The following is a 24,388-nucleotide window of genomic DNA, read 5'->3' on the forward strand; positions in this document are numbered from 1 at the left end:
AATTGCTGCCCGCAGCCATCTGATCTTTGTGAAAGGCACCTGGCCGGGAAGGATGCCACTACATTGTATACTATAGTATATAAGCACATCAGGGCAACCGGAATAAATTATAAATGCTTTTTTAACTGTAATCAGTTTAGCTCATGCTGCCTTTAAAGTATAAGTTTGTTAATTGGGTAGATGGGATGAAAATCTCCAAAGATCATTTTATTGCCTTAGAAAATGCAGTAATAGATCGGTTCAGAGATGCAGTAGGGTATCAGCTAAACAGCCTTAACTATGGAATACTGCCCGCAACTGCAGGCAGTAAACAGCCGCTGGAGATCTTCTTTAGCTACGACCATGCTACCCGTAAAATTACTCTTAAGCTACTCTCGTGTTTTGCTGTAACGCCAGCCGGTGCACGTGTAGAAATATATGATGAAGGCATTCCCGGTTTTGATATGGGAAACAGCCAGCCAGCCCTGGAGTTTGAGGTAGATGGTTTCAACACTCTGGGCTATGAGGTAGTGCTGGTGGTAAATCCCTTTGCACGCTTGGCCTTTGGGTATCCTAATCCCGAAGAATCGCCCCTGCGCAATCCTTTTATACAGGCCGCACACTCCCTGGAGGTTATTCCCTATCCCAGGGTAAACCAGCCGGAGCAGGGGCCATACCATTTAACAATTGGCAGAATTGAATTTGAAGCCGGGCAGCCAAAGCTGTCAAAGCAATACATTCCGCCCTGTGCAACCATTAAAAGCTCTTCTCATTTAACCTCGCTTAACAACCGTATCATCAAAAAAATAGATGAGCTTGAGGCAACCTTGCTGAAGATCATTCAGAAAAAAAGATCAGGCTCGCAGCAGACCGACCTGGACCAGGAAACCTGCTATGTAGCCGAAAAGGTGCTGTACTTTCTGGTAACCAGCAAAGACCATTATAAACTAACCAGTGAGTTTGAGCCGCCACATGTAATTGTAGATTACAACCTAAAGCTGGCAAGGGTACTCTATACTGCCCTGGAGTGTTCCAGAAATAAGTTTGAGCTGCTCGATTACTACTGTAACTGGCTGGAGTGGAACCCTGGTCGCTTTGAAAGCACACTTAACGATTCTTTACAGATAAAATATAACCACCAGGAGTCTTTCAAAGCCCTTAAGCAGGCCGAAGACAGCTATGAGCTTATCCTAAGCTTTTTTGAACAGGTTTGGAAAATGGCTGCGCCAGGCAAGGGCCAGAAAAAGCTCACGCGTGTTTTCGGCTGGCTTGTTGAGCATTCCCGTGAAAAAAGAATGGAGCATTCCCAGGTATTTAAGCTGGATAAGGAAACCAACATTATTGGCAGGGGAACGGAACCTGCCATAAACCTGCGTATTGCAGGCGACCAGTTTGTGAGCCGCCAGCATGCACAGTTGTTTATTGACGATGGCGCTTTTCTGCTCACAGACCTGCAAAGCAGCTATGGTACCATGGTGCAAAACAAAAATGGTGGCTGGATACGGGTAAACAACGAAGGTTTTTACCTGATGGATGGTGATCAGATCCAGGTTGGTAAAACCCTGCTGGTTTTCAGATCGCAGCAGGCGGTAAGTACAGAAGCAGAGGCTATAGAATCAGTAGAGCGCCTGCCCTATGCAAGCCTTTATGAGCTGATGGGTGTGTAGGTTTAGGTTTGATGATAACTGACGTTTTTTGATAAAAAATATCTGCAATATGGCTAACAGTTTACCACAATTCCACACGGTAATAAGAGGGGAAAACTTAACAACGATTGCAAGGAAATACGGATTTACAAACTACAAACCAATTGCTGTATATAATGGCCTGAAGAATGAAAATTCAATAAGGGAAGGTCATCGGATTGTTATTCCCCGCTCCAGGCAGGGGTATGATAGTGTGATCACGAAGTTAAATCAGCTTAAGGTAGAAATGGGCAACATGACCAAAAGTACAACTAACCAGCTGAAGATCGATAAAGAGGAATTTGATAGAAAGAACAAGGTGATAGATATAAGCTGTGAGGTTTTAACCATTGCAGTGGGTGTAGGCAGGATTGGCGCTAAAGCGGTTGTGGCATCCAGGGATGTTGTTACCAAAATGCCGGTCATTAAAAAAGCAATGATAGAAGTTGGTGCATTATTGGCAGAAAAAGCAAAGGGTAAGGCAGAGGATCTGGCTTTTGATGCAGTAAACAAGAGCGTTTTTGATGAAAAGAGCCAGGGAGCTGTAGAAACCACTTACAAAGTTTACAGAAAAAAGTATGATCTGGCTTTTAAGTATGCCAAAAAGGGGCTGAAGGTACTGGATGTTGCAGAAGTTGCGCTGGATTTTATTCAACCCTCAACAATTGCAAAGTACTACACTGCCTGGGTTGCTGGTGAGTCTGTTGAGGAAACAGAAGAGAATGCTAAGAAAATGATTGAGAGAACGCATCAGCAGGCAATTATGAACTTAAATGAGAAGATAACCAGGCTTACTAACGAAAGAAATTTACTCTATAGCAATCAGCAGATGAGTATGCCGGTTCTGGTGCATTAGTAAAAGCTGGCTTAACTGAAAGAAATTAGCCCAGGGAGCCTGTAAAGGCTGTAAAAAGCGGGCCTGCACTAGTGCTTGTACCTGCTGCATACAGCGGCTAAATATAGATACACTGATTCTGACTTTTTAGCTTGAGGGCCTACAAGATCGCCTTCGGCCTGTAATAATATGCTGTTTATTTTTTAAGTCTCAACTTTAAGCTCACAGTTATGGCGTGGATATATGAAAGTAGTACCGGGAGTTTACTCTATTCAGAAAACAACTCCCCCTTCGGCACGCTGGTAGGGAAAGGGTACTCCGGGAAAAAGGGGTTTAAAAACAATATTTTGTTCGATACGGTGAAGGATGTAGGTCCTATCCCTCCCGGAAAATACATTATTGGACTATCCTACCAGTCTATCAGCAAAGGTCCCATGACCATGAACCTGAATCCCTTTGGGCATAATGCCTTTGGCAGAACTCTCTTCAGAATTCACGGCAACAACAGAAAAAACGATGCATCACAGGGCTGTATCATTCTTAGCCCTGATCTCAGGAAGAAAATAGGGGAGTCCAGCGACAGGGTACTGATCGTAGTCAGAAAGCTGAAGCTGCCGGATAGCCTTCCCCAAATCAGTTTAAGGCAAAGTTTCACTGGCGGCGGCGGATTGAGAGGCTAAGCCCGCAAGCACTTTTCCCCATCATGTATAGCACTAATTCATCCATTTTCAGACCCCTACCTATTTATCATGCTTATTACTACTGCCTATACCGACGAACTCAAAAGAGCCATCCAGATTGCACAGTCTATTGCAAAGGAGCACCAGCACCAACACTTTGGCCCTGCGCACCTGCTGCGTGCGCTGCTGCACTCCGAGATTGGCCTGGTAAAATTTCTGGAATCGATTGATAAAGATGTGCCTTACCTGCGCGAGTGGGCAGAGGTGCGCATTGAAGGCTACCCCAAGGCCTCCCGCGGTGTCAGCGAGCCCGTAGGCGACGACCGCATCATTGCCGTGCTGGATGAGGCAGATGTGCTGCGCCTGAAAATGGGACAGGATACCATAGATCCTGCCTGTGTGCTGGCAGCCTTAAGCAAGCCTAATGTGGCCTTCACCAAAGAGCAGCTCAAAACCTTTCCGCTTTCTGCCGATGATGTGGTAGATACCAGCCTGGAAAATGCCTCGGTACAGCAGGCAGTTGGTGCTGCTGCAGGTTCTGCGGCTACCAAACCAACTGGTAAAGAAAAAGCAGGTGTTAATGCCCTCCACAAGTTCTGCATCGACAAAACTTCTCTTGCCAGGGAAGGTAAGATAGACCCGATCATTGGCCGCGACCGCGAAACCCGTATGATGATTGAGATCCTGGGCCGGCGCACCAAGCCAAACGTGCTGATTGTAGGAGATCCCGGTGTTGGTAAAACGGCCCTGGCAGATGGTTTTGCCCTCAGCATTGTAGAAAAAAACGTACCCGCACACCTGCAGGCAGCCCTGCTGTACGAGCTCGATACAGGTGCCCTGGTAGCGGGAGCCTCTTACAAAGGCGAGGTGGAAGACCGCCTCAAGAGCATCATTAAGGAGCTGAAGGGACAGCAAAAAGCCATTTTGTTCATAGATGAAATGCACCTGCTCCTGGATAGTACCGGCCCCATAGGTTCCGGCGCAGCCAATCTCTTGAAGCCAGAGCTGGCCCGCGGTGAGCTTACTGTTATTGGTGCTACTACAAACGATGAGTACCGTGAGCTGATAGAACCAGAGCAGGCTTTTAACCGCAGGTTTGAAGTACTGCGCGTGGAGGAGCCGGATGTAATTACGGCTGCCAAAATGCTGGAGAAAATCCTTCCTTTCTATGAGCAGCACCATGGCATAAAAGTAGCAGAGGGCGCAGCTGCAGAAGCCGTGGCACTAGCCCGCCGCTATGTGAAAGACAGGCGCCTGCCCGATGCCGCCATTGACCTGGTAGACCGCACCATGGCCGCCATCCGCATGGCCGATGAAACATCGGAGAAAGAACTGGCAGATCTTACCGAAAAACTGCTACGGCTAAAAGATACAGGTTACAGCATGGCCGATCTGCGCTGGTTCCATCGGGAGCTGAACAACCGCATTAGCCCGATTCTGCTCGGCCAGCTTGAGACCGAAGAGGAAGATGGTGATATTGATACCCCTGATACACTGCAGGCCCACCTTTTAACCATGCTGGAGCAGCTGCAGCGCCTGTCTGGCACCAAAAAAGGAATGGTCGATAAGGTAGACCTGGCCGCGGTGGTGGCACACAAAACAGGCATACCACTCGGCAAAATACAGACCAAGGAACGTGAAAAGCTGCTCAACATGGAGGCTACCCTGCAGCAGCGCGTCATCGGCCAGGATCCAGCCATCAAAGTAATTGCAGAGGCTATCCTGGAGTCTCGTTCGGGCCTTACCAAGCCGGGACAGCCCATTGGCTCTTTCTTTTTCCTGGGACCAACCGGTACCGGTAAAACCGAGCTGGCAAAGTCCCTGGCAGATTTCCTGTTCAACGATGAAACAGCCATGATCCGCTTCGATATGTCGGAGTTCAAGGAAGAGCATTCTGCCGCCCTGCTCTACGGAGCGCCTCCCGGCTATGTAGGCTACAAAGAAGGTGGTTTGCTGGTAAACAAGATCCGGGAGAAGCCCTATGCCGTGTTGCTGTTTGATGAGGTAGAAAAAGCCCACCCATCTGTATTTGATGTGTTCCTGCAGATTCTGGACGAAGGTAAACTGCACGACCGCCTGGGCAAAGAAGGAGACTTCTCCAATGCTGTTATTCTCTTTACCTCCAACATAGGCAGCGATTTTATCATAGAGCGCTTCGAAGAGCAGGCAACACTGCCCGCCTCTAATGAAATGATGGAGATCATGAGCCGCTACTTCAGGCCGGAGTTTCTGGCGCGGGTAACAGAAATAGTGCCCTTTGCCCCAATCACCGAAGCCAATGTAGAGAAGATATTCAGAATACACCTTAAAAAGCTGCTCGACACTTTGCACAAGCAGGGCATCTCGCTGGATATCTCCAGCGAGGCAGTAAAGCAGCTGGCAATATCTGGCTTTACGCCTAAGTACGGTGCCAGGCCACTCACCGGCGTAATCCGCAACCAGTTACGCAGGCCGTTGTCGCGCATGATCATCTCCGGCAAAGCAACCAAAGGCACCACCGTGCACCTTGATGTAGGCCAGGGCGGAGAGCTTAGCTGGACAGTTGGAACAGAGCCGGAAGCGGTGCTTCAGCACGAGTAAAGCAGCATTTTAGATTTTTTACTAAATAAAACTCAATATGAACGAGGTAGAACTAGTTGGAGGGCAGTTAGTGCCCCAGCAATCTTTTGAAGCCATAACCCAGATTTCTTCCAACAGAACACTTCTGGTGCAGCAGCTCAACAGCAAGCCAGGAAAGCCAGAGCCTGTTACCGGGCTTAAAACCATAGAAGAGGCTTTTCAGCACTTCAAGCCAAGTGTAAAGGTAGCTTTCGAAACTGCAGAAGGTAAACCGGTTAACGAAGAGCTGAAGTTTAGCAACCTGGGTGATTTCGGAAAAGAAGGTCTTGTTTCCCAGAGTCCGTTTTTGAGTGATACCCGCACCCAGCAGGATACTTACCAGAAAATTGCCAAACAACTGCGCACCAACAAGATTCTGAAATCTGCACTGCAGTCATCGGAATCGCGCCAGGCCTTCCTGCAGGCCATACAAGCCATGATGGAAGAAATTGACAGTGCAAAACAGTAACCACCACTAACTGAACAAAATTATGGAACAGGAAAAAGATCCTATACTGCAGCAGACCAAGGAAGCCGCACCGGTAGCCAGCCCCTCCCTAAGCCTTACTGAACTTTGTGATCAGCTGGCAGAGTATGGTGGTTTCGAAATACTGGAATCGGCCATTGATGGCGCCAAGGTAATGAACCCCGAAAGCAAAGCGCGTAAAAATATATTCCTGACAGAAGCCTCACGGGAGAAAGACCGCCAGCAGCTCAAAAAGCAGCTGCAAATGTGGGCCGACCTGGTGAGTAATGCAGAAAGCGTAGCCGATATGGTAGCTGCCGCCCAGGAGAAAGCCGATGAGGCCGATGATGTGCTCCGGGCAAACCTTAGCACGGCTGTAAAAGAGTGCAAGCAGCTGGAGCAGGCCTACCGCTCCCTGGCCCTCTTCTACAAAAACACCGAGCGCGATAAAATCAAGAACCTTACCATCTTCAACGCCAACATCGACAGGCTCAAAGACCTAGACAATACCCTGGTAATTGATAAAATAGACGAGGAGCTGAAGGCTCGCCACGACCGCCTGGATCTAAGAGAAAACTATGCCATGCTGGTAATACCAGGCTACCTGGGCTCTAACAAAGTGGTGGAGAAATGGGCAAAGATCGCGCACCAGAACAAAGTAATGCTCATCACCGACTTCGAAAACCTCGAATCGCCAGATGAGGTAATGGAAGAATTTGATGCAGCCAACCTTACCGGCGGCGACATTTACCGCTCCAACGTAATGATGACCTGCAACTGGCTGGTTGGTCGCAATAAGCACGAAGACCTGGGTGAGGAAGACCACCTGCTGGTGCCCCCTTCTACAGCCCTGGCTGGCAAGATTTACAGCACCCTTATTGCCCAGCCCACTGCCGGTAAAATGCATGGCGGCATTAACGAAGTAGATGGCGTAAGCTTTCCGCTCAAGAAAAGCGAGATCTCCGAACTGGAGAAACGCGGCCTGGTGCCCATGGTAAAAGAGTGGGAGAAGGTAATGGCATTCTCTGCCAAAACCCTCTACAACGGCAACGACATAGGCCTGCAGACCTACTCTGTGGTACGTGTGTTCGACTATATCGGCAAAGTAATCATCGACTTCCTGAACCGCCAGGCCTTCGTTAACTGGACCCCGGTGGTGGAGCGCGACCTGCGCAAGGAGATATCCAAATACCTGGAGAGCATCCGCGGCAGCGATAAGATCATTCAGGACTACAACCTGATGCGCCTGGAGCAGGACCCCGATACCAAAAAGATCTTTATTGACATGCACATTACCCCATTCTTCCCGGCTAAAAACTTTATGCTGAAAATGGGTGGTACCAAAGGCGATACTGCCGAGGCCTGGGCATCTGAATATGCAGAGCAGTAGAGGCTTTTACAATCAGATAAAAAGTAATACAGAATACCTTCTATTATTATTCACTTTTAGTTTTCAAATTATCAAAAACCATTAACTTTTTTTCAACCATGGCTGTAAATGCAAGATTGAATTTAGACAGTTTAAAAGACGTGAGAGTAATTGATTTCTCTTACAATTTTAATCGTGATGTAGATGCTTCCGGCAGACCTTCCGGTGCTGTACGCGGAGGAACCGTTCAAATCACTATCGAATCTACAAAGAGCGCCTTCCTTCCCGCCTGGATGACAGCTGCTTCCGGAAAAACCAAAAGTGGTGAGATCACCATTATGGATGATGAAGATGATAGCAAATCGCTGAAAAAGATCAAGTTTGATGATTCATACATTGTCAACTACGGAGAAAACTTCAGCTGGCAGGGTGGCGAAAACATGATGGAAACCTTCACACTTTCTGCTTACAAAATCAGCGTGGATGGTGACGGTGGCCCTGCCGAATTCCAGAACGAGTGGCCTAGTAAGAAGTAGGAGTGTTTACTGTCATTAGTGGTGTGTGATTGTACACACCACTAATGATTACTATTCAAAAATATTCATATTTCAGAATACGATATAAAGTGAGAAGATTGTTTGTCAGCGGAGTTACTGAAAAGAGTGCCATCTTCCAAAACGACCTATATAGAAAACTTTGCTTTTAAGCTAGCAGATACGGAGTTTGAGATAAAAGGGGATGCTTTTAAAAGTTTAGTGATGTAGATAAATAAAACATTATATACTTAAATTTTATATTTATGAGCTTGGTTCGGCAATATGAAGTACTGGCAAAGAAGCAACTGGCTCTGCAGGAAGGTATTGAGCTTATGAAGCAGATTCAGATTGATCTTAACCGGCAGATGATGTCGGCAAACGTCTGGGGCCTTACAGCCGTGGCGGCCAATGCAACTCTTATCCCTCTGAACGTTATTATCAACAGTTTTGAACTGAAGAAAGCTAATAGTATTTATCAAACTTTGGTACGGCAGGTGTATGATAAGTTTGCCAGTAGCGGAACACGCGCAGAAGGCGTGGCAAAAACCTCTCTGGGCATCCTCAAAAAGGTAGTGGTAGAGGAGCTTACTCGAAATGCATTGAAAGACTACATTCCTGGGGTAAATATACTAATAGGACTTGCCGAAGACTCTCTGGCATTCTGGCAGGCACTTCAAACTGTCAGTTCAGGCAGTCAGGAAATGAAGATGATAGCTAGAAACATCAGTCTGAAGATAGCGACGGCCAACCGTGAATTATTACAATTGGGTATTCAAAGAGCATACATACATGACCGTATGCAGGAAGTCTCCCGCATTGCCTGATGTCCAAGAGCCTATCTAATAATTTGATGTGAGTCTAAAAGATATAGTTATAGATCCAAAAACTGGTGACTTTGTTCATGCTGAAGTATCATAGACAGATTCATAAGCTAAGTATAATGCTATTTATATTTATAGGAACATAGATATAAAGATTCATTGTCTAGGTGGTGTTTGATAGTATAGATCTATTTCTAATGGAATTGTTCAAGAATGCATGTTATGAGTTAGTGGGAACATTAAAAGTCACTGATAAACACCAATCACAGCATATTCGTCTTTAGCGTTGAGAATTAGTTAAGAATTACTTCAACTAATTTCTATTTAGGACTTATAGTTTCTTTGCTGACTATTTACATCAATATATTATTTGTCAAGTTACATCTAATAAAGTACTATTTTGGCACAGCACGTAGAAGTCAATATCACCATTGAAGGAGAGGAAATTACGCCTTTCTCCCTCATTTCCATTTCACAGGATATTCACCACCATCATGTGTTTGAGGTGGTGTTGCCGGTAGATGCATTCGAAAACAGCAGCCGGGGTATACTGGAGCAGTCAAAGGGCTATATTGGCAAGTCCATTATTATTCGCTTTGGCCCGCATTTGTTTGAAAGAAGGCATGCAGATAACCAGTTTATCGGGCTTATCACCAACATTGGCGTGAGCCGCTCGGGCAATGGTGAGCGCCAGATTGTGATTAGGGGTAACAGCCCAACCATTATGATGGATGGCAATGGTCAATGCCGCTCCTTCACCCAAAAATCCTTACAGGATATTGCAAATGCCATGTTGGAAAAAGTGCCGCGATCATTGGAAAGTCATATTGGTCCACAGTTTGGTGGTACCATTCCCTATGTTGTGCAGTTTAACGAAAGCAATTGGGCTTTTCTGAAGCGCATGGCAGCACGCTATGGCGAGTGGTGCTATTACGATGGTGCCAAACTGGTGTTTGGTAAACTCCCGCAAGGTACTGTTGTAGATCTCCCTTTTGGCGAAGATCTCTTTAACTTTGAATTTGACCTGCGGCTCCTGCCTACCAATGGCAAAGCCGTTGCCTACAATTACCTGGAAAGCAAAGCTTACGAAGGTACTACGGCTTCGGCAGCGGTAAGTGACCTGGATGATTTTGGTAAATTCGCACTCGACCAGTCTTCCAGGATCTATTCGCAGGAGCCAGTGTTTGCATCTGCAGATGTGGTGGTACAACAACAGGAACTGGATGATATCTTATTGCAGCAGAAAGCATCCTCTGCCCGTAACATGGTAGTGGCTACAGGCGATAGTGACAATCCCCACCTCAACGTAGGCACCGTGATCAACATCACCGGAGAAGGCGTGCATGAGCAGGACTACGGTCGTTTTATCATTACCTCTGTCACACACAGCATCAGTGGTACATATTCTTACAGTAACGGTTTTACAGCTATTCCGGCAGAGAATCAATCGCCTCCTGCTCCGGCAATACGCAAACCTGTGGGAGATATTCAGCCGGCCCTTATCATAGATAATGCAGACCCCGAAGGTTTGGGCAGGGTAAAGGCGCAGTTTTACTGGCAGCCGGCACCGGAATCAACTCCCTGGATAAGGGTGGCTAACACCATGGCTGGCAACGGAAAAAGCAATGTCCATGGCTTCTATTTTACCCCAGAGGTGGGCGATGAGGTGATGGTTGGCTTTGAAGATAACAATCCCGATAAGCCATTTGTGATGGGCAGCGTGTACCATAAAAAGGTGGCTCCTTCGGAATGGAAAGATAGCAGCAACCAGATTAAGGTAATACGCACCCGCAATGGCAACCAGATTTACCTGTTCGATAAAGATGGTAAAGAAGAAATTAAAATCCTGAACAAGGATGTGGGGGATCCCACCAATATCATCTCCCTTTCTATGGATGGTGAAGGTAAAATTACCATCGAAACCAAAGGCGAGCTGGTGATGAAAGCAAAATCCATACAAATGGATGCGGATGAAGGCATAAAGATTACTTCCGGCAAGGCTACTGAAATGAAAGCGCAGGAACTCAGTGTGAAAACCGATCAGAACATAAAGATGGATGCCGGTCAGGGCATTAAGACCAGCTCCAGCCAGGCAACTGAAATGAAAGCCATGGAGCTGAAAGTGGATGCTGATATGGCCATCAACATGAAATGTCAGCAGATGAAGCTGGAGAGCTCAATGGCTCAATTGAAGGCCGCCGCAAATCTGGATATTGATGGCGGAGCTATGGCATCTGTTAAGGCTGCTATCATCAAGTTGAATTAACAAAAGGAACAGAGCTAATATTTTTCAAAGTGCCTTATGCTTCCTTCCTACTACACTTTTCCACTTAACTGCCAGAAAATCATGGAGAAGCAGAGGCAGCCGCGCTGCAGCCTGGCAGATTCCATCAGGCAGCACATTCACCTTATTTTGCGCACACATTTTAATGAGTACCGCTTCGATCCCCGCTTTGGCTGTATGGTGTGGGATAAGGATTTTGAAACCATCAGGAGTGTGTACAAATGGAAAACGGAACTGATTGATGCCTTTGGCAAAGCCCTCAAAAGCTACGAAAAAAGGCTGCAGCAGATTCAGGTGGTAGTAGATCTTGATGACCAGAAAATTATTGATCCCCAAACGCACAAGTTGATTGAACTGCGGAAAAGGATTATCATTCATGCAGCCGGTACCATTGGCCAGACCAACGAATCTTTTCAGCATACCGAGTATATCTTTTTCAGTCCCCTGTCTTTAACCTGATCTCTCTCTTATGATAGGACAAGCCACACCCAATACCTTTCATCCCGATAGCTTCAGAAAAGAGCAGGTGATCCGCAGGCTTCGCAGCAGGGCCATACAATACTGGGGGCTGCAGGAGGCCGATGCCGATAAGCTGGACCCACTGGTGGATATGCTACTGGGTGCCTGTTCAGTAGAGTTTGAGCGTACTGCACAGGAAGTGCATGTTTCACAAAGCAGACTTCTGGAGCGCCTGGCACAGCTCATGGTGCCGGAGGTGTACACCAATGCCCGCCCCGCTCATGCCATTATGCATGCCAGGGCAGATGGGGCCATCCTGAAGCTTAAGCCCGAAGACCAGTTTTTTGTAGAAAAAGAAGTACAGGAAGATAATAAGATAAGTACCCTGCCCATCACCTTTTCGCCGGTTACTAACTGTCAGGTGTACGATGCGGCCGTTGTTTGCCAGGCTGTAGGAAATAAAATTACATTCTATGAGACTCCCCTGGCAAAAGGCAAGAGCCTGTATGGAGAAACAAAAGAAAACCTGGCGCCCTACACGCTATGGCTTGGCCTGCGGCTGAACACAAAAATTGCCAGCCTGAAAGGCATGCGTTTGTTCTTCGACTGGAAAAACGATCTGGACAGAAAAAAGTATCTCCCCCTGCTATCGGCAGCCAAATGGTCCGAAAACGAAACAACACTTAAGGTAGTCCATGGTTTTGCCAGGCAGTCTGGCGACAGGCTGCAGGATTTTGATGCTATGGCAGAGCTCGAAGGGCATGTGCTGCAGTATTATCAGCAGCACTTTATTGCCATCGAAGAGGGTGAACATAAGCTTAGCTACCAGAAATACCCGGCAGAATTTGCCCCTGTTTTTACACCCGATCAGCTTAAGGAAATAAAAGAAGAGCTGGTTTGGCTGAAGATAAATTTTCCGGGACTGGCCTCGCAGCAGCCCCTGCATGAGGTGTACTGCACGCTTAACTGTTTCCCGGTGATGAACCGTAAACTGCACCAGAACAGCCGGCCTTACACCCTTACGCCTAATCTCAACATCATTCCAATCCAGAGCAGTGAACACTACCTTTCCATCAGGCGGGTGTACACCGATAACCGCGCTTACCGCTCGCTATCATTCAGAGAAGTAGGCGAGGCGGAAGATGGCACCTATTCTGTGAGGCAGGGAGGCGTTGCGCGCTTCGACCAGCGGAATGCCACCAGCCTGCTTAACTACCTGTGGGACCTGCTGCGCGATGAAAGTGCAGCCTTTTCAGCCTTTGGGCATCATGCCCTTACTACGGAGATACGTTCGCTTGAGCAGGGGCTTACACGGCTGCAGATGCATTTTCTGCAGAAACTACAGGAGCAATCATCCAAATGCCACCTCTTGCTGCACACCAAAACCCCCGAAGATGTGTGGGTAGAGTTCTGGTCAACGCAGGGTGCTGCAGCAAACCAGCTGCCCTCGGGCAAAAAAGCCAGTCCCCAGACCCAGACCTTTGTTAAGCGCGAAGACCTGATGCTGATCACCGCCACTGCAGGAGGCAAGGAGGCCATGAATGAAACAGAAAAGCTGCAGGTCTATAAGCATACCTTGCTCACCCGAAACCGCATTGTAACCGAAGAAGATATCAAATCTGCCTGTTTTGCCGAGCTGGGCGAAAAGCTGGAGCGTGTTACTGTTAAGAAAGGCTTTGTGGTAGATGCCTCTGCGAAAAAAGGCTTTAGCGCTACGCTGGATGTTGTGCTCACCCCTGCTCCTAATTTTACGGAGATAAACTGGAAAGGCGCATGCTACGAGATGCAGGCGCTGCTGGAGCGCAAGAAGATGTTCACAACCAAAATACAGGTGTATACACAAACTGAATTTGCTGCAAATGTACCAGGGTGAAGACGATTACCGTGCAGAGGCACTCATAGCTTTCTGGCTGGAGAACGAGGTGTTGTCGCTCGACAATCTCACCATTCAGCCCGAGGGTACTTTTCAGCGCCCCTACAGCAAGGATGTGCTGGCAATTGAGCGTGGCGAAAAAGCCCCTGGCAGCCAGGTAAAGCTGCGCATCAGCAGGGAGGGCTTGTACGATATGCTGCCGGAAGGCCTTTTCCACCAGGCAGAGCAAAAAACACAAAAAAGCACAGAGGAAGCAGTAAAAGAATCTGAAAGGTACGAAAGGGAAGAGGCTGCAGCCCGTCGCATGTTCCTGCCCCTGGAGCAGGAGTTTTACCGGCAGCGGATCTGGTTGGAGCATACTGAGCTCCAGGCCTGCCTCAATACTGTGCGTCCAGAGAACGAAAGCTTTTTCATGAACTTCTGGGGAATCGACAAAAAAGCATTCACGCCCCAGCAGAGCCTTAACCTGCTGGCTGTTTTGCCCCACCTGCACGAGGTGGTGGGAGACCAGGAGCTGGTGGCTTTTTGCCTGGAGAAGATCATCCAGGAACCTGTATCCATAGCCTACACCCAGCAGCAGGAAGAGCTACCGGAAGGTCAGGGTGTTTCCCTTCTGGGCAATGTGAGCCTGGGGGTAGATGTGGTATTGGGGGGAAGCTGGTGGGCTGATGAGCCTGCCATAGAAGTGACCGTAGGCCCCATTGCAGCGGAAAAGCTGCCCCGGTTCCTGCCGGAAGGCAAGACTTACAAGCAGATCAAGAAATTATATGGCTACTTCTTTCCGGCAGAAGCCAGCGTGATTACGAATGTTGCCATCGAAAAAGCCGGCACCGGCTTCAAATTGGTAGCAGAAAACATGCATGCCGGCAGACTGGGATACACAACAGAAATTTAACGCTACCATGGCTCCTAAAAAGATTGTTTTTACAGCACTGGCCGATACCCATGTAAACTACAAAGGCAGGTACGTGCGCTTTACCGGAAGGCCCAGAAAGATCCTGGACATGAATGGTAAAACTTTTACCCTGCCCAACGGAGCATACGGCTACTGCTACTCCGTAAATGGAGCCACCATGTATGTTGCCCTCAAGGAAAGCCTGCTGTTGCCGCCCCTGAAGTCATTCAACTTTGCCACCTGGAATTTCCACCTAAGCATACGCCCCCACTCTGATAAAGGCTGGGAAATTGAAAATACCTAAGCCCTAATGAGGGGGTAGCTATCGGAAACTAAATTGCTGGCCAAAAATATATATGCCGGGCGCTTAGATCTTCTGCAATGAAAAGGAAATTTAAATAGCTTAAGCAATGATAAATTATAAATATTTAGCAAGAGTACACCATGTGCCTTTTGATCAGTACAATGGTTTGTATGTTGCTCGTGATTATAGGGATCCCTATAGTTCAAGATTTATTTGCTCCTACAACGACGGGAAGAATCATAAAGCCAGGCTTTTCCAATTCTTCAGGAGATGTGGGCAAAATGAAATCCAGAGAGATTGGGAATTGCATCATATTGTGGAGGGGCAGCATTTTGCAGACATAGACTTTTCAGGCAGACTTAGCAAAATGTATGCATATGAACTTCCATGTGTTTTGATACATAAAGAAGAACACAGGGCTTACAATCGTCTCCTTCATATTAAGGAAACGGATGAACTGTATCGGGATCAGCTTCCTAAAGATATGCTGCAACGCTCACAACAAGCTGCAGCAAGTGCTCATGATAAAAGTCAGCAAAGGAAGCTGCAAATACGCATCAAAGATATTGAACATTTATACCTGGATGCATACAGCGGAGATACGGTCTTACAACGTATTGCACAGAATGTTATAAATGAGGCCAAAGAACTAATAGGCTGAATTTTCAAGCAAGGTAGTAAAAGTTATATGCAATAGTTTCTATGTGCTATGAGTAAGCCAGCAGCCAGAATCGGTGATATGCATATGTGTCCCATGGTCACGCCAGGCCTTCCGCCTGTGCCCCATGTTGGCGGGCCTATTACCGGTCCCGGCTGCCCAACCGTGCTGATCGGAGGCATGCCCGCCGCGGTGATGGGTGACATGTGCACTTGTGTAGGTCCGCCCGATACTATCGTGCTGGGCTCAACAGGAGTGTTCATTGGCGGCAAACCTGCAGCCCGCATGGGTGACCAGTGCGTACACGGCGGTGCTATCACCCTTGGCTGCCCCACCGTCCTCATTGGTGAAACCGGCGGCGGCGGTGGTGGTGGCGCTGCGACTAAGAAAGGATCTGGTGGGGGTGGAAGTTCTTCCTCTTCTGCAGCAAAATCAGGTGGTTTGGCTGCCATGCCGGTGGAGGCTTTGAAGAATGTGATTAGAGATGCACCTCCTGATGTGGCAAAAAAGCTCGCTCAAGTGGTGACCTTAAAAGAAGCTACTATTGATGGGACTCCCTTTTGTAAAATTTGTAGTAAGTCATAAATACAAAAGAGCTTGCAATGAAATTAATCATAAAAACTGCTCAATTATGTTACTTGTCCGCTGATTTGAAAACAAAAGCAAATTTAAATATGGCTGAATATTTGAGAAAGCGCTTTCCACTCGAATTTGCTAGCACTGATGTTAATAATATAATCCAGTTGATTTCAAAACAAAGAAAAGCAGCCAATAGCTATGGTGTAGAAAAAGAAAATGATATAGCTACTTTTCTAGATTTTTCAGTAATGTACGGCGAAGGATTTCATTTAGATGAATGGGCTCAAGATGTGCTGCAATGCATCAAATTATATGGTCCTGATAAAATGGCATTGCTCCGCCATTATGTTCGTAGAACAGGAATTGAACTATGACCAAATGCAAAATTTTTGAATATGGAAATCGACTTAAAGGCAGCTGCCATTGCAGATATGGAGTTCTGGGCAAAATATCCTGAACTTTCTGGGCGTAAGTTAACCCTAGAGCCAAAGGATATGACCTATCGTGAAGCTTGGAGAGAAATCTATCAAAAGAGGGCTCATCAAATGGCAACTCCTCCACCAACATTTATCACGCCTCTATCAGTAGATGCCCCACCTAGGCCTAAAATCGCCAATGATCCCACACTACCTTGCCCAACAATTGCCCAAATGACACATGAAGAAAAGATGCAAGTGGCTATAAAACAGGCAAATTTGAGTGAAGAGGTATTAGAAGAAATTGGAGATATCAAAACATTAGTAGCTTCTATGGTAGTAGTCGGTGGAATATTAGCTTTGATTGCAGCAACTGGTTATGGTGCGGTTGCAGAAGCTGTGGCAGCAGGTTTACTTATAATTGGTGGAGCCTTGTCTGGTCACCAGATTGGAGAAGGTATCAATAGTATGATGGATTTTTACCAAAAGACAAGATGCGATAAGGCCAAAACTCCTCAGGACTTGGCTGATGCAGGAAAAAATTTTGGAGATGGTATATCCAAAATGGGTGTGGGTGGATTGAACTTATTGCTTGCAGCAGTTGGAGGAAGAAAAGCATCAAGAAAGACTGAGTCTAAACCTAAACCTGATATTGAGAACGCTAAATGGGCACAAGTAGACGCAGATAATGTATTTAGTAAAGGTGGTAAATTTTCTAATAAATCACTAAATGAGATAGTTGCAGAGCTAAAGTCTGGAAAATTAGATCCAAATGAACTAGAAATAGAAGTTGTAGTAAGAGAGGGTAAAATGTTCATATTAAACACTAGATCATCTTTTGCTTTAACGAAAGCTGGTATTCCTAGATCAAAATGGAATGTAAAAAATAAGACTGGGGATTCAAGTCCAAATGGTGCAGAAGAAAGATTGACAAAACAGTTAGAAAACCCCAAAAATAAAAAATATTTGGACAGTGACGGTACAGATACGATTGTTATATATCCTTATGACAAAACTCCTAAATAGTTATGTTTGCTTTTATAGTTATGTTTTCAATTGATCTCTTCTCAAAAATTTAGTTTTAGGCGTTTAAATATTTTATAAAAGTGCGTCGCTTCTATGGTTTTGAACCATAGAAGGTATTTTAGAAATATACATGCATTATTTATTTCACCCACTGTGGTAGTCATGGTGTATTGTCTTTATTTTTATGCCTGAACAAGATTGTAATATGAGGACATTTTATGTAAACAATCTTAATGTTAAATAATAATTTATATTTTGTCTTATAAGGGTATGTCTATAATATTTCTGATGAATTGTTGATCATTACTTAAAGTCATTTCTAACATAGAAATTATAAACTAATCAAAGCTGATTGTTCCCGTGCGCCCCTACATTAGCTACATATTACTAGACGCTGCCCGGATGGAGGTGAGGATGGAGGAGGCTAAAGAGCTGAATCCTTATCATCTTTCGCTGTACAAAGGGCGTAGCGAAGAGGATTTGGCGGCGGTGGCTCCTTACTTGTTTTCTGTGCCTGAGGACGAGGATGATTTCCTTAACTGGTTTATGGAGCAGGGCTGGAGTGATGCCTGGGGGGTGATTGTGTCTTCGCAGGCTTCTTTTGAGGAATGCTATAGGCATTTCCGCAAGTTCTTGATAGTACAAACCGAACTGGGGGAAGAGCTTTACTTCCGCTTCTATGATCCGCGGGTGCTGAAGATCTTTTTGCCCATCTGCGATAAACATCAAATCATCGAGTTTTTTGGTCCGGTTGATTTTTTTGCCTGCGAAGGAGACAGCAGGGATGAAGCGCTGGTTTTCCAGCATATTGATGGAGAGCTAACAATTGATGCCATCCCGGCTAATCAGCTGTTTGGGGTAACGGTGCAGTAATTCTGCCAGTGTTGTTTGCCTGGTTGAGTGAAACTCGTTCATAGCAGAATTCTTTTCCACCTAAACATTGTATATCATGATTCCCCAGCATAAGCAAATCTTTTTTACAGCAGCCGATCACCTCAACTGCTACATAGGGCTGCGAAAGCCTAATGACGAAGCCGATCAGTGGATCACCAAAGAGGGATACATTCCTAAGGGGATGGAGGTAAAAGCAAAATCTGCCAAAGCGGGTAAATATGCAGGACTGGTGGTGAATCCCTATCTGCGTAAAGATGCCTTTACCGATGAAAAAGACTGGGCTAGAGCAAAGAAAAGCTGGGATGAATTCACCAAAAATGGTTTACCTAAAGGTTATAGCTACCCCACAAATGGCGATGATGTGGGCGTGCTGAAAAAGGAGGGTAAAGGCATACATGCAGATTATGACCTGATGTTTGTGAACCTGGCCGATAAAGAGGCAAAATACGCTACACCAGCACCCGAGAGGCGCACTACGTGTGCAATAGTGTTATGCGCCTGATCAACCGCCTGGAATCCCGAAAGCAGATGATCCAGCATCCTTCTGAATTTTTATACAGTGGTGTGGGGGCGGCCGAGCAGGAACAGATTTACATTTTTGGCACCAAAAGACAATTCATGATTTCTACTTCATACTTTAAAACAAATGAGCATGTCCTTTGACATGCTAATGGAAGCAAGTGGAAATGATATCAAAATGTAGCAGCTTAGCTAAGTAATATTTTTTTAGTTCTATCAGCCTATCATCGAGAGATTGAACCATAAAGCATCAGTAGGCTCAAATTCATTACTGTAGCATTCCCCCTATAAATACCACTTTAGCGGTATTGAGCCATTCCTATTACTTATCTACATTAAGCCTGCTATCCACAGGGATAGTTCAGGGTATGCAGTGCCATATAAGATTCACTTTATCAGTGTTCATACTGATTTTGTTTTTGTCTTTTTATGCGTTAAGCCAGCACTACAAAAGGCATTGGTAAGAGCTATTTGTTGCCAGCCAGCAATAGCTTGTATGCTGCTGATAAGTTCTACAGACTCTTTGCAAAGCTACTATGAATTTTTTTAGGCTAGTTTTTTTATTCATTGCTACTCTTGGCCTTATCAAAACCGCTAAGGCCCAGCCGGGAACGGTTGATAAAACTTTTGGCACCAGGGATGGCTTCACAATCACTCCTTTTCTTGACCGTGGGAGTTCCGACTTCAGTGAAATAGTAATTCAGGAAGATGGAAAGTTAGTAGTAGCGGGTGAGATATGTACAAGTGAAATATGTAATGAAGAATCTATCACTTTTGACTTTGGAGTTGCCCGCTATAATCAAGATGGTACTTTAGACACTAGCTTTGGCCCAAACAGAGATGGCAAAGTACTGATAGATTTCAGCGGACGCAAGGATAATGCCCGGTCCTTAGCTATACAAGGGGATGGAAAGATAGTTGTCGTCGGTAGAGTAGAGATAAGCAACGGTGTTTTTGACATGGGGGTTGTCCGCTTAAATGAGAATGGTACCATAGACAAAACGTTTGGTCAGAATAGAGACGGTAAGGTAGTTACTGACATCAAATCTGGAGTTGATTGGGCGAGAGCGGTGACCATTTTAGAGGGTGGTGAAATAGTTGTGGCAGGTGAGGCAGAAGTTAATGGCAATGTTGATTTCGCAGTTGTTCGTTACAGAAAAGATGGCACTTTAGATGAATCTTTTGGTCCTGATAAGACTGGCAAGGTAGTTACTGACTTTGGAGCTACTAAAGATGAGGGAAAAGCACTGTTCATACAGGAGGATGGGAATATTATCGTTGCGGGAGAGGTGTTCAATCATGGTAGTTCTGATTTCGGAATTGTGCGTTATAAACCTAATGGTGCATTGGATACTGGTTTCGGAGGAGATGGAATAGTACTTACTGACATTCTTGGCGGTCCAGATCGTCCTCTTTCCATAGCTGTACAGAGGGATAAAAAAATAGTAATCGGAGGCAGGGCAGAATATTCTTTCAGAAAAATGGATGCTGCCGTTCTTCGCTATGAAAGCGATGGTACTTTGGATTCAGACTTTGGTGATAACGGAAGATTACTTATTGACTTTTATAAAGGGGGGCATGATTATGGAAGATCAGTAGTCATTCAGCCTGATGGTAAGATCTTAATATCAGGTGAAGCGTATTTCCAGGGCATTGCGGAAACTGCGCTTGCCCGCATTCAGCCTGATGGTACTTTAGATGAAACATTTGGACCTGAAAAAACTGGTAAGGTAGTTACTGATTTAGGGGGGGCGGCAGAAGCTATCAATGCTGCTAAAATCAAAGGTGGAAAAATGTATGTAGCAGGACGTACCATGGTAGGTTCAGCGATTACCGCATTTGTAGGAGCCTATCACTTATACGAACTTGGCGAGATTTCTATTACGGAGGTAAAAAACGCCAGGGAGGATAATGAACATGGTTACTTTGAACTAAAAACAACAAAAGCATTAAATGAAGATGCAGTTATCAGTTTCGAAATTTTACCTGCCAGTACAGCAACTGAAGGCACGGACTACGAAAGTTTGAATAGAAAGGTAACGCTGAAGGCAGGGCAGTTAACTGCAAAAATTGAAATTAAAGTAAAGGCCGATGCAGTAGTAGAGGGGGATGAAGAAGTAGTTCTGGCATTGACAGGCATTAAGAGTGAGGAAGCCAAGTTGGATGAGACAAAGAAGCAGGCTGCACTGAAGATAATAGATGATGATGAGGCTTCTTTATCGGTAAGTACAGAGCATAATGCGGCAGAACCTGATGATAATGGCCTCTTTGTTATAGAATCCTCACATGAGCTGGATGAGGACCTGACCATCAGCTTTACGTTATCAGAGGGTACAGCTATTGAAGGAAAGGATTATAAATCCGTTAACCGACAGGTAGAGCTCAAGAAAGGGAGTAAGCAGACAGAAGTGCTCATAGATGTTGAGGATGACTCAGAGCATGAAGGGGATGAGACTGTAACACTAACTTTAGATGTGTCTACTAAAGAGGGGGTAAAGCTGGATGAGGCGAACAAAACTGCTGAGCTTACCATTACAGATGATGAAAAAAAAGAAGCAGCAGTTTTGTCAGTGAACTGGGCAGAACATGCAACAGAGCCGGATCAGAACGGCCGCTTTGTGATAAATGTTACCCGGGCGCTGGATGAAAATCTTGTTATTAGCTTTAGGTTAAGAGGCACTGCTACTGAAAAAGACGATTACAAGCAACATAGTATGCAGGTAACCCTTGAAAAAGGAAAGACAACAGCAGAAGTTATTATTGAAGTAGAAGATGATAAAGAGGTAGAGGAAGATGAGACTGTGATCATAACCCTGGAGGCTCCCGATAGAAATGACGTGGTGCTGCAGGAAAATAATAAATCAGCTACACTGCTCATCAAAGATAATGATAAAGCTGTTTTATCAGTAGCCGTAACCAAGCATGCTGCAGAAGATGAAAGATATGGAATATTTAGCATTAGCACTACTGCTCCTGTTAGCAGGCCTGTTACCATTTCTTATTCGGTAGAGGGAACAGCCACCCCTGGAAAGGATTACCAGGTGTTAAAGGGTGAAGTTGTGCTGCCTGCCAAGGCCATGGAGATAGCGGTAGAGGTAGTCATTATTCCTGATACAGAGGTGGATCCTGCAGAGACTGTTACGCTCATCCTGGAGCAGGCAGATTATTCGCTGGTGCAGGTGGTTGAGGGTGCAGGCAAACAGGCCGAAATGGTTATTGAGGATAATGATAAGGATGAGCCCACAGCACTTTTGTGGGTTGAGAAAGGAAAAGATGCAAGGGAAGATGATGAAGATGGCTACTTTGTGATCAGGGCCAGCGAAGCTCTAACAAGCGATATCAGCATCAGCATTGGCTTATCGGGTAATGCCCAAGCAGGCAAGGATTATACCGCACCTTCACAACCTATAGTGTTTCCGGCAGGAAAAACATCTGTAGAAGTACGGATTGCCGTGCGGAAGGATGAACAGGTTGAGGTTACTGAAACTGTTGAGCTGGAGCTAAAGAGCTTATCAGGCAGTGGCAACATCAGTATTGATAAGGCCCGAGCTTCTGCCAGCATCAACATTCAGGATAATGATGCCTGCTTTACCCTTTCACAGCAGGTGCAGCCGGCCAGCTGTGCCGATGGAACCGATGGTGGCATTGTGCTCACCCTGGGTGGAGCTTCTGATGATGTTGTTTATTCCTGGAGTACCGGTTATACGGGTAAGGATCTGCAGAAGGTAGCGCCGGGCAAATACAAAGTAGAGGTAACCGACCGGGTGAAGGGATGTACCCTTAGTGGTGAATGGGAGGTAAAGGCACAGGATAAAACTGACCCAGTGGTGAAGGTGCGTACCTTAAGCCTGCAGCTAAACCCTGAGGGTAAAGCAACCATAAATGCACAGGATTTGGATGATGGCAGCACAGACAACTGTGCTATAAAATCAATTACGGCAGATAAGACCAGCTTCAGCTGTGCTGATGTAGGGGAGAACACAGTTACCCTTACTGTTGAAGACGAGAGTGGCAACAAAGCAACTGCTTCCGTTAATGTACTCATTGAAGATAAACTGGCTCCTGCGCTTACCGCTAACCAGAAGTTTACAGTTGCCGAGGATGTACCTGTGGGTACAAAAGCAGGTACTGTTAAGGCAGCGGATAATTGTGGAATCAAGGAATGGAAGATAACGGCAGGCAATGCAGCGGATCACTTTCATATTGATGCTGATGGCAATATCCTGACCAATGCTCAACTTGATTATGAAGATCAGGCCCTTTACAGGCTCACTATTGAGGTTTCAGATGGCGCTTTAACAGATCAGAAAGAGGTAACAATTGAGGTCGGGAATGTAAGTGACATTGGACCTGAGGTAAGTCAATTGATAGTGGCGGCGCAGGAGGTACTGGAAGATGAGGAGTATTCTTTTGATGTACCCCTGGAAGCTTTTGTTTCTGATGGAGGAGAAGTGCTGCGCTTCAGTGTAGAGGGGCAGCCAGCCTGGTTTACTTTTGATGCAGCTACCCGCCACTGCGGTGGCACACCCCTCAATGAACATGTGGGAGAACATCAGATCACCATAAAAGTTACAGACTCCAAAGGAAGAACAGCGGAGCAGCAATACAAGCTGATAGTAATTAACACCAACGATGCCCCGCATGCACTGGACCTTTCCGCCGAACTGTTGATGGAAAACCTGCCAGAGGGAGTGCTGGCAGGAGCGCTTAGCCACCAGGATGTGGACGCAGGAGACAGCCACAGCTACTCACTGGTTGCAGGCGAGGGTGATACACACAATAGCTATTTTACCATAGAAGACAACAGGCTGCTGTCGCTGCAGGTAGTAGACTATGAAACAGAGCCTGTACTATATGTACGCCTGGCAGTGACCGATAAGGCAGGAGCCACTTTCGAAAGAACGTTTGAAATAGAAGTAGGAAATGAAGAAGATGGGGCTGCTTTTTTGCCCAACCTATTCTCTCCAAACGGAGACCAGGTGAATGACAGCTTTCTGCTGCATACCCGTAAGCTTGGTGCCTTGCAGTTGCGCATCTATAACCTGAATGGCCGGCTGGTGTACACAACAAACAACTTCGAAGAAGCAACCATCAGGGGCTGGGATGGCAGGGCCAACGGAGAGGCACAGCCCGAAGGCTCCTACCTGTGGGTGCTGGATGCCCATTACCCCGATGGCAGTCCCGTACTCATCGGTGGCAAAACAACAGGTAACGTAACGCTGGTCAGGTAGCGCCAGGGCTTATTCATCGGGCCTTTCTAAAGAGCCTTGTGCTGCTTTTTAGCTGTAGTTTCAGCAATAAGCAAGGCAGTAAAATGTGCTATTGCACTGTAATATTCTGCTAATCTGGCAGCTTCAATAGCTAAATACCTCTAAAGTGGTATTGATAGAAGCTATATACCTCACTACCTTAATCTTATTATCAACGCCCCTAATTTGCAGAAGACCCGAAGGCCGCGTGCAATTTTTATGAGGCGTTCATGCTACCTTTTTTAGGCTTAACTGCTCGTGCA

At 46.1% G+C, this 24,388-nt stretch carries 20 protein-coding genes; all 20 read left to right on the top strand.

Annotated features, from left to right (window positions below; translation table 11 throughout):
• The first annotated feature begins 143 nt into the window (after positions 1 to 143).
• On the top strand, positions 144 to 1,646 hold the full coding sequence (locus tag KWJ01_RS27385; RefSeq protein ID WP_225000328.1) for an FHA domain-containing protein: 1,503 nt from the start codon (positions 144 to 146) through the stop codon (positions 1,644 to 1,646).
• A gap of 49 nt (positions 1,647 to 1,695) precedes the next feature.
• A complete protein-coding gene (locus tag KWJ01_RS27390; protein ID WP_225000329.1) occupies positions 1,696 to 2,520 on the top strand; it encodes a LysM peptidoglycan-binding domain-containing protein in 825 nt (274 codons plus the stop codon).
• A 209-nt stretch (positions 2,521 to 2,729) separates the two neighbouring features.
• Complete coding sequence (locus tag KWJ01_RS27395; RefSeq protein ID WP_225000330.1) at positions 2,730 to 3,179, top strand: tlde1 domain-containing protein; 450 nt, start codon at positions 2,730 to 2,732, stop codon at positions 3,177 to 3,179.
• 69 nt (positions 3,180 to 3,248) lie between these two features.
• Positions 3,249 to 5,759, top strand: a complete 2,511-nt coding sequence (locus KWJ01_RS27400) for an ATP-dependent Clp protease ATP-binding subunit (protein ID WP_225000331.1) — start codon at positions 3,249 to 3,251, stop codon at positions 5,757 to 5,759.
• Between the two features lie 37 nt (positions 5,760 to 5,796).
• Positions 5,797 to 6,246, top strand: coding sequence for a hypothetical protein (locus KWJ01_RS27405; protein ID WP_225000332.1), 450 nt, complete (start codon positions 5,797 to 5,799; stop codon positions 6,244 to 6,246).
• 22 nt (positions 6,247 to 6,268) lie between these two features.
• The gene (locus KWJ01_RS27410; RefSeq protein WP_225000333.1) at positions 6,269 to 7,633 is read left to right on the top strand and encodes a DUF5458 family protein; all 1,365 of its coding nucleotides are present in this window, start codon (positions 6,269 to 6,271) and stop codon (positions 7,631 to 7,633) included.
• A 98-nt stretch (positions 7,634 to 7,731) separates the two neighbouring features.
• Positions 7,732 to 8,148 (top strand): type VI secretion system tube protein TssD, encoded by a 417-nt coding sequence (tssD, locus tag KWJ01_RS27415; RefSeq protein ID WP_225000334.1) that lies wholly within the window; start codon positions 7,732 to 7,734, stop codon positions 8,146 to 8,148.
• Between the two features lie 263 nt (positions 8,149 to 8,411).
• A complete protein-coding gene (locus KWJ01_RS27420; protein WP_225000335.1) occupies positions 8,412 to 8,972 on the top strand; it encodes a hypothetical protein in 561 nt (186 codons plus the stop codon).
• A gap of 397 nt (positions 8,973 to 9,369) precedes the next feature.
• Positions 9,370 to 11,235, top strand: coding sequence for a type VI secretion system Vgr family protein (locus KWJ01_RS27425; RefSeq protein WP_225000336.1), 1,866 nt, complete (start codon positions 9,370 to 9,372; stop codon positions 11,233 to 11,235).
• Between the two features lie 81 nt (positions 11,236 to 11,316).
• Positions 11,317 to 11,712, top strand: coding sequence for a GPW/gp25 family protein (locus KWJ01_RS27430; RefSeq protein ID WP_225000337.1), 396 nt, complete (start codon positions 11,317 to 11,319; stop codon positions 11,710 to 11,712).
• Positions 11,713 to 11,722: 10 nt separating this feature from the next.
• Entirely contained in the window at positions 11,723 to 13,585 is a 1,863-nt protein-coding gene (locus KWJ01_RS27435) for a type VI secretion system baseplate subunit TssF (protein WP_225000338.1), read from the top strand.
• Positions 13,572 to 14,480: a type VI secretion system baseplate subunit TssG gene (locus tag KWJ01_RS27440; RefSeq protein WP_225000339.1), complete on the top strand. Its 909-nt coding sequence runs from the start codon at positions 13,572 to 13,574 to the stop codon at positions 14,478 to 14,480. The genes KWJ01_RS27435 and KWJ01_RS27440 overlap by 14 nt, the downstream gene beginning before the upstream one ends.
• Positions 14,481 to 14,487: 7 nt before the next feature.
• A complete protein-coding gene (locus KWJ01_RS27445; protein ID WP_225000340.1) occupies positions 14,488 to 14,784 on the top strand; it encodes a hypothetical protein in 297 nt (98 codons plus the stop codon).
• Between the two features lie 106 nt (positions 14,785 to 14,890).
• The gene (locus KWJ01_RS27450) at positions 14,891 to 15,445 is read left to right on the top strand and encodes a hypothetical protein (RefSeq protein WP_225000341.1); all 555 of its coding nucleotides are present in this window, start codon (positions 14,891 to 14,893) and stop codon (positions 15,443 to 15,445) included.
• Positions 15,446 to 15,493: 48 nt separating this feature from the next.
• Complete coding sequence (locus tag KWJ01_RS28415; RefSeq protein ID WP_370634796.1) at positions 15,494 to 16,027, top strand: PAAR domain-containing protein; 534 nt, start codon at positions 15,494 to 15,496, stop codon at positions 16,025 to 16,027.
• 17 nt (positions 16,028 to 16,044) lie between these two features.
• The gene (locus KWJ01_RS27460) at positions 16,045 to 16,395 is read left to right on the top strand and encodes a hypothetical protein (protein ID WP_225000342.1); all 351 of its coding nucleotides are present in this window, start codon (positions 16,045 to 16,047) and stop codon (positions 16,393 to 16,395) included.
• Positions 16,396 to 16,416: 21 nt separating this feature from the next.
• Positions 16,417 to 17,463 (top strand): hypothetical protein, encoded by a 1,047-nt coding sequence (locus KWJ01_RS27465; RefSeq protein WP_225000343.1) that lies wholly within the window; start codon positions 16,417 to 16,419, stop codon positions 17,461 to 17,463.
• A gap of 360 nt (positions 17,464 to 17,823) precedes the next feature.
• Complete coding sequence (locus KWJ01_RS27470; protein ID WP_225000344.1) at positions 17,824 to 18,336, top strand: DUF4123 domain-containing protein; 513 nt, start codon at positions 17,824 to 17,826, stop codon at positions 18,334 to 18,336.
• A gap of 76 nt (positions 18,337 to 18,412) precedes the next feature.
• Positions 18,413 to 18,859, top strand: a complete 447-nt coding sequence (locus KWJ01_RS27475; RefSeq protein ID WP_225000345.1) for a CyaA/EF/ExoY family adenylyl cyclase toxin — start codon at positions 18,413 to 18,415, stop codon at positions 18,857 to 18,859.
• A gap of 553 nt (positions 18,860 to 19,412) precedes the next feature.
• Complete coding sequence (locus KWJ01_RS27480; protein ID WP_225000346.1) at positions 19,413 to 24,107, top strand: Calx-beta domain-containing protein; 4,695 nt, start codon at positions 19,413 to 19,415, stop codon at positions 24,105 to 24,107.
• Positions 24,108 to 24,388: the final 281 nt, after the last annotated feature.

This window comes from Cesiribacter sp. SM1, assembly GCF_020178975.1.
Classification (GTDB): Bacteria; Bacteroidota; Bacteroidia; order Cytophagales; family Cyclobacteriaceae; genus Cesiribacter.

Excerpts from the sequence above, each read along its gene's own strand:
- KWJ01_RS27385 (WP_225000328.1), top strand. The coding sequence starts at position 144 with ATGCTGCCTTTAAAGTATAAGTTTGTTAATTGGGTAGATGGGATGAAA.
- KWJ01_RS27390 (WP_225000329.1), top strand. The coding sequence starts at position 1,696 with ATGGCTAACAGTTTACCACAATTCCACACGGTAATAAGAGGGGAAAAC.
- KWJ01_RS27395 (WP_225000330.1), top strand. The coding sequence starts at position 2,730 with ATGGCGTGGATATATGAAAGTAGTACCGGGAGTTTACTCTATTCAGAA.
- KWJ01_RS27400 (WP_225000331.1), top strand. The coding sequence starts at position 3,249 with ATGCTTATTACTACTGCCTATACCGACGAACTCAAAAGAGCCATCCAG.
- KWJ01_RS27405 (WP_225000332.1), top strand. The coding sequence starts at position 5,797 with ATGAACGAGGTAGAACTAGTTGGAGGGCAGTTAGTGCCCCAGCAATCT.
- KWJ01_RS27410 (WP_225000333.1), top strand. The coding sequence starts at position 6,269 with ATGGAACAGGAAAAAGATCCTATACTGCAGCAGACCAAGGAAGCCGCA.
- tssD (WP_225000334.1), top strand. The coding sequence starts at position 7,732 with ATGGCTGTAAATGCAAGATTGAATTTAGACAGTTTAAAAGACGTGAGA.
- KWJ01_RS27420 (WP_225000335.1), top strand. The coding sequence starts at position 8,412 with ATGAGCTTGGTTCGGCAATATGAAGTACTGGCAAAGAAGCAACTGGCT.
- KWJ01_RS27430 (WP_225000337.1), top strand. The coding sequence starts at position 11,317 with ATGGAGAAGCAGAGGCAGCCGCGCTGCAGCCTGGCAGATTCCATCAGG.
- KWJ01_RS27435 (WP_225000338.1), top strand. The coding sequence starts at position 11,723 with ATGATAGGACAAGCCACACCCAATACCTTTCATCCCGATAGCTTCAGA.
- KWJ01_RS27440 (WP_225000339.1), top strand. The coding sequence starts at position 13,572 with ATGTACCAGGGTGAAGACGATTACCGTGCAGAGGCACTCATAGCTTTC.
- KWJ01_RS27445 (WP_225000340.1), top strand. The coding sequence starts at position 14,488 with ATGGCTCCTAAAAAGATTGTTTTTACAGCACTGGCCGATACCCATGTA.
- KWJ01_RS27450 (WP_225000341.1), top strand. The coding sequence starts at position 14,891 with ATGATAAATTATAAATATTTAGCAAGAGTACACCATGTGCCTTTTGAT.
- KWJ01_RS28415 (WP_370634796.1), top strand. The coding sequence starts at position 15,494 with ATGAGTAAGCCAGCAGCCAGAATCGGTGATATGCATATGTGTCCCATG.
- KWJ01_RS27460 (WP_225000342.1), top strand. The coding sequence starts at position 16,045 with ATGAAATTAATCATAAAAACTGCTCAATTATGTTACTTGTCCGCTGAT.
- KWJ01_RS27465 (WP_225000343.1), top strand. The coding sequence starts at position 16,417 with ATGGAAATCGACTTAAAGGCAGCTGCCATTGCAGATATGGAGTTCTGG.
- KWJ01_RS27475 (WP_225000345.1), top strand. The coding sequence starts at position 18,413 with ATGATTCCCCAGCATAAGCAAATCTTTTTTACAGCAGCCGATCACCTC.
- KWJ01_RS27480 (WP_225000346.1), top strand. The coding sequence starts at position 19,413 with ATGAATTTTTTTAGGCTAGTTTTTTTATTCATTGCTACTCTTGGCCTT.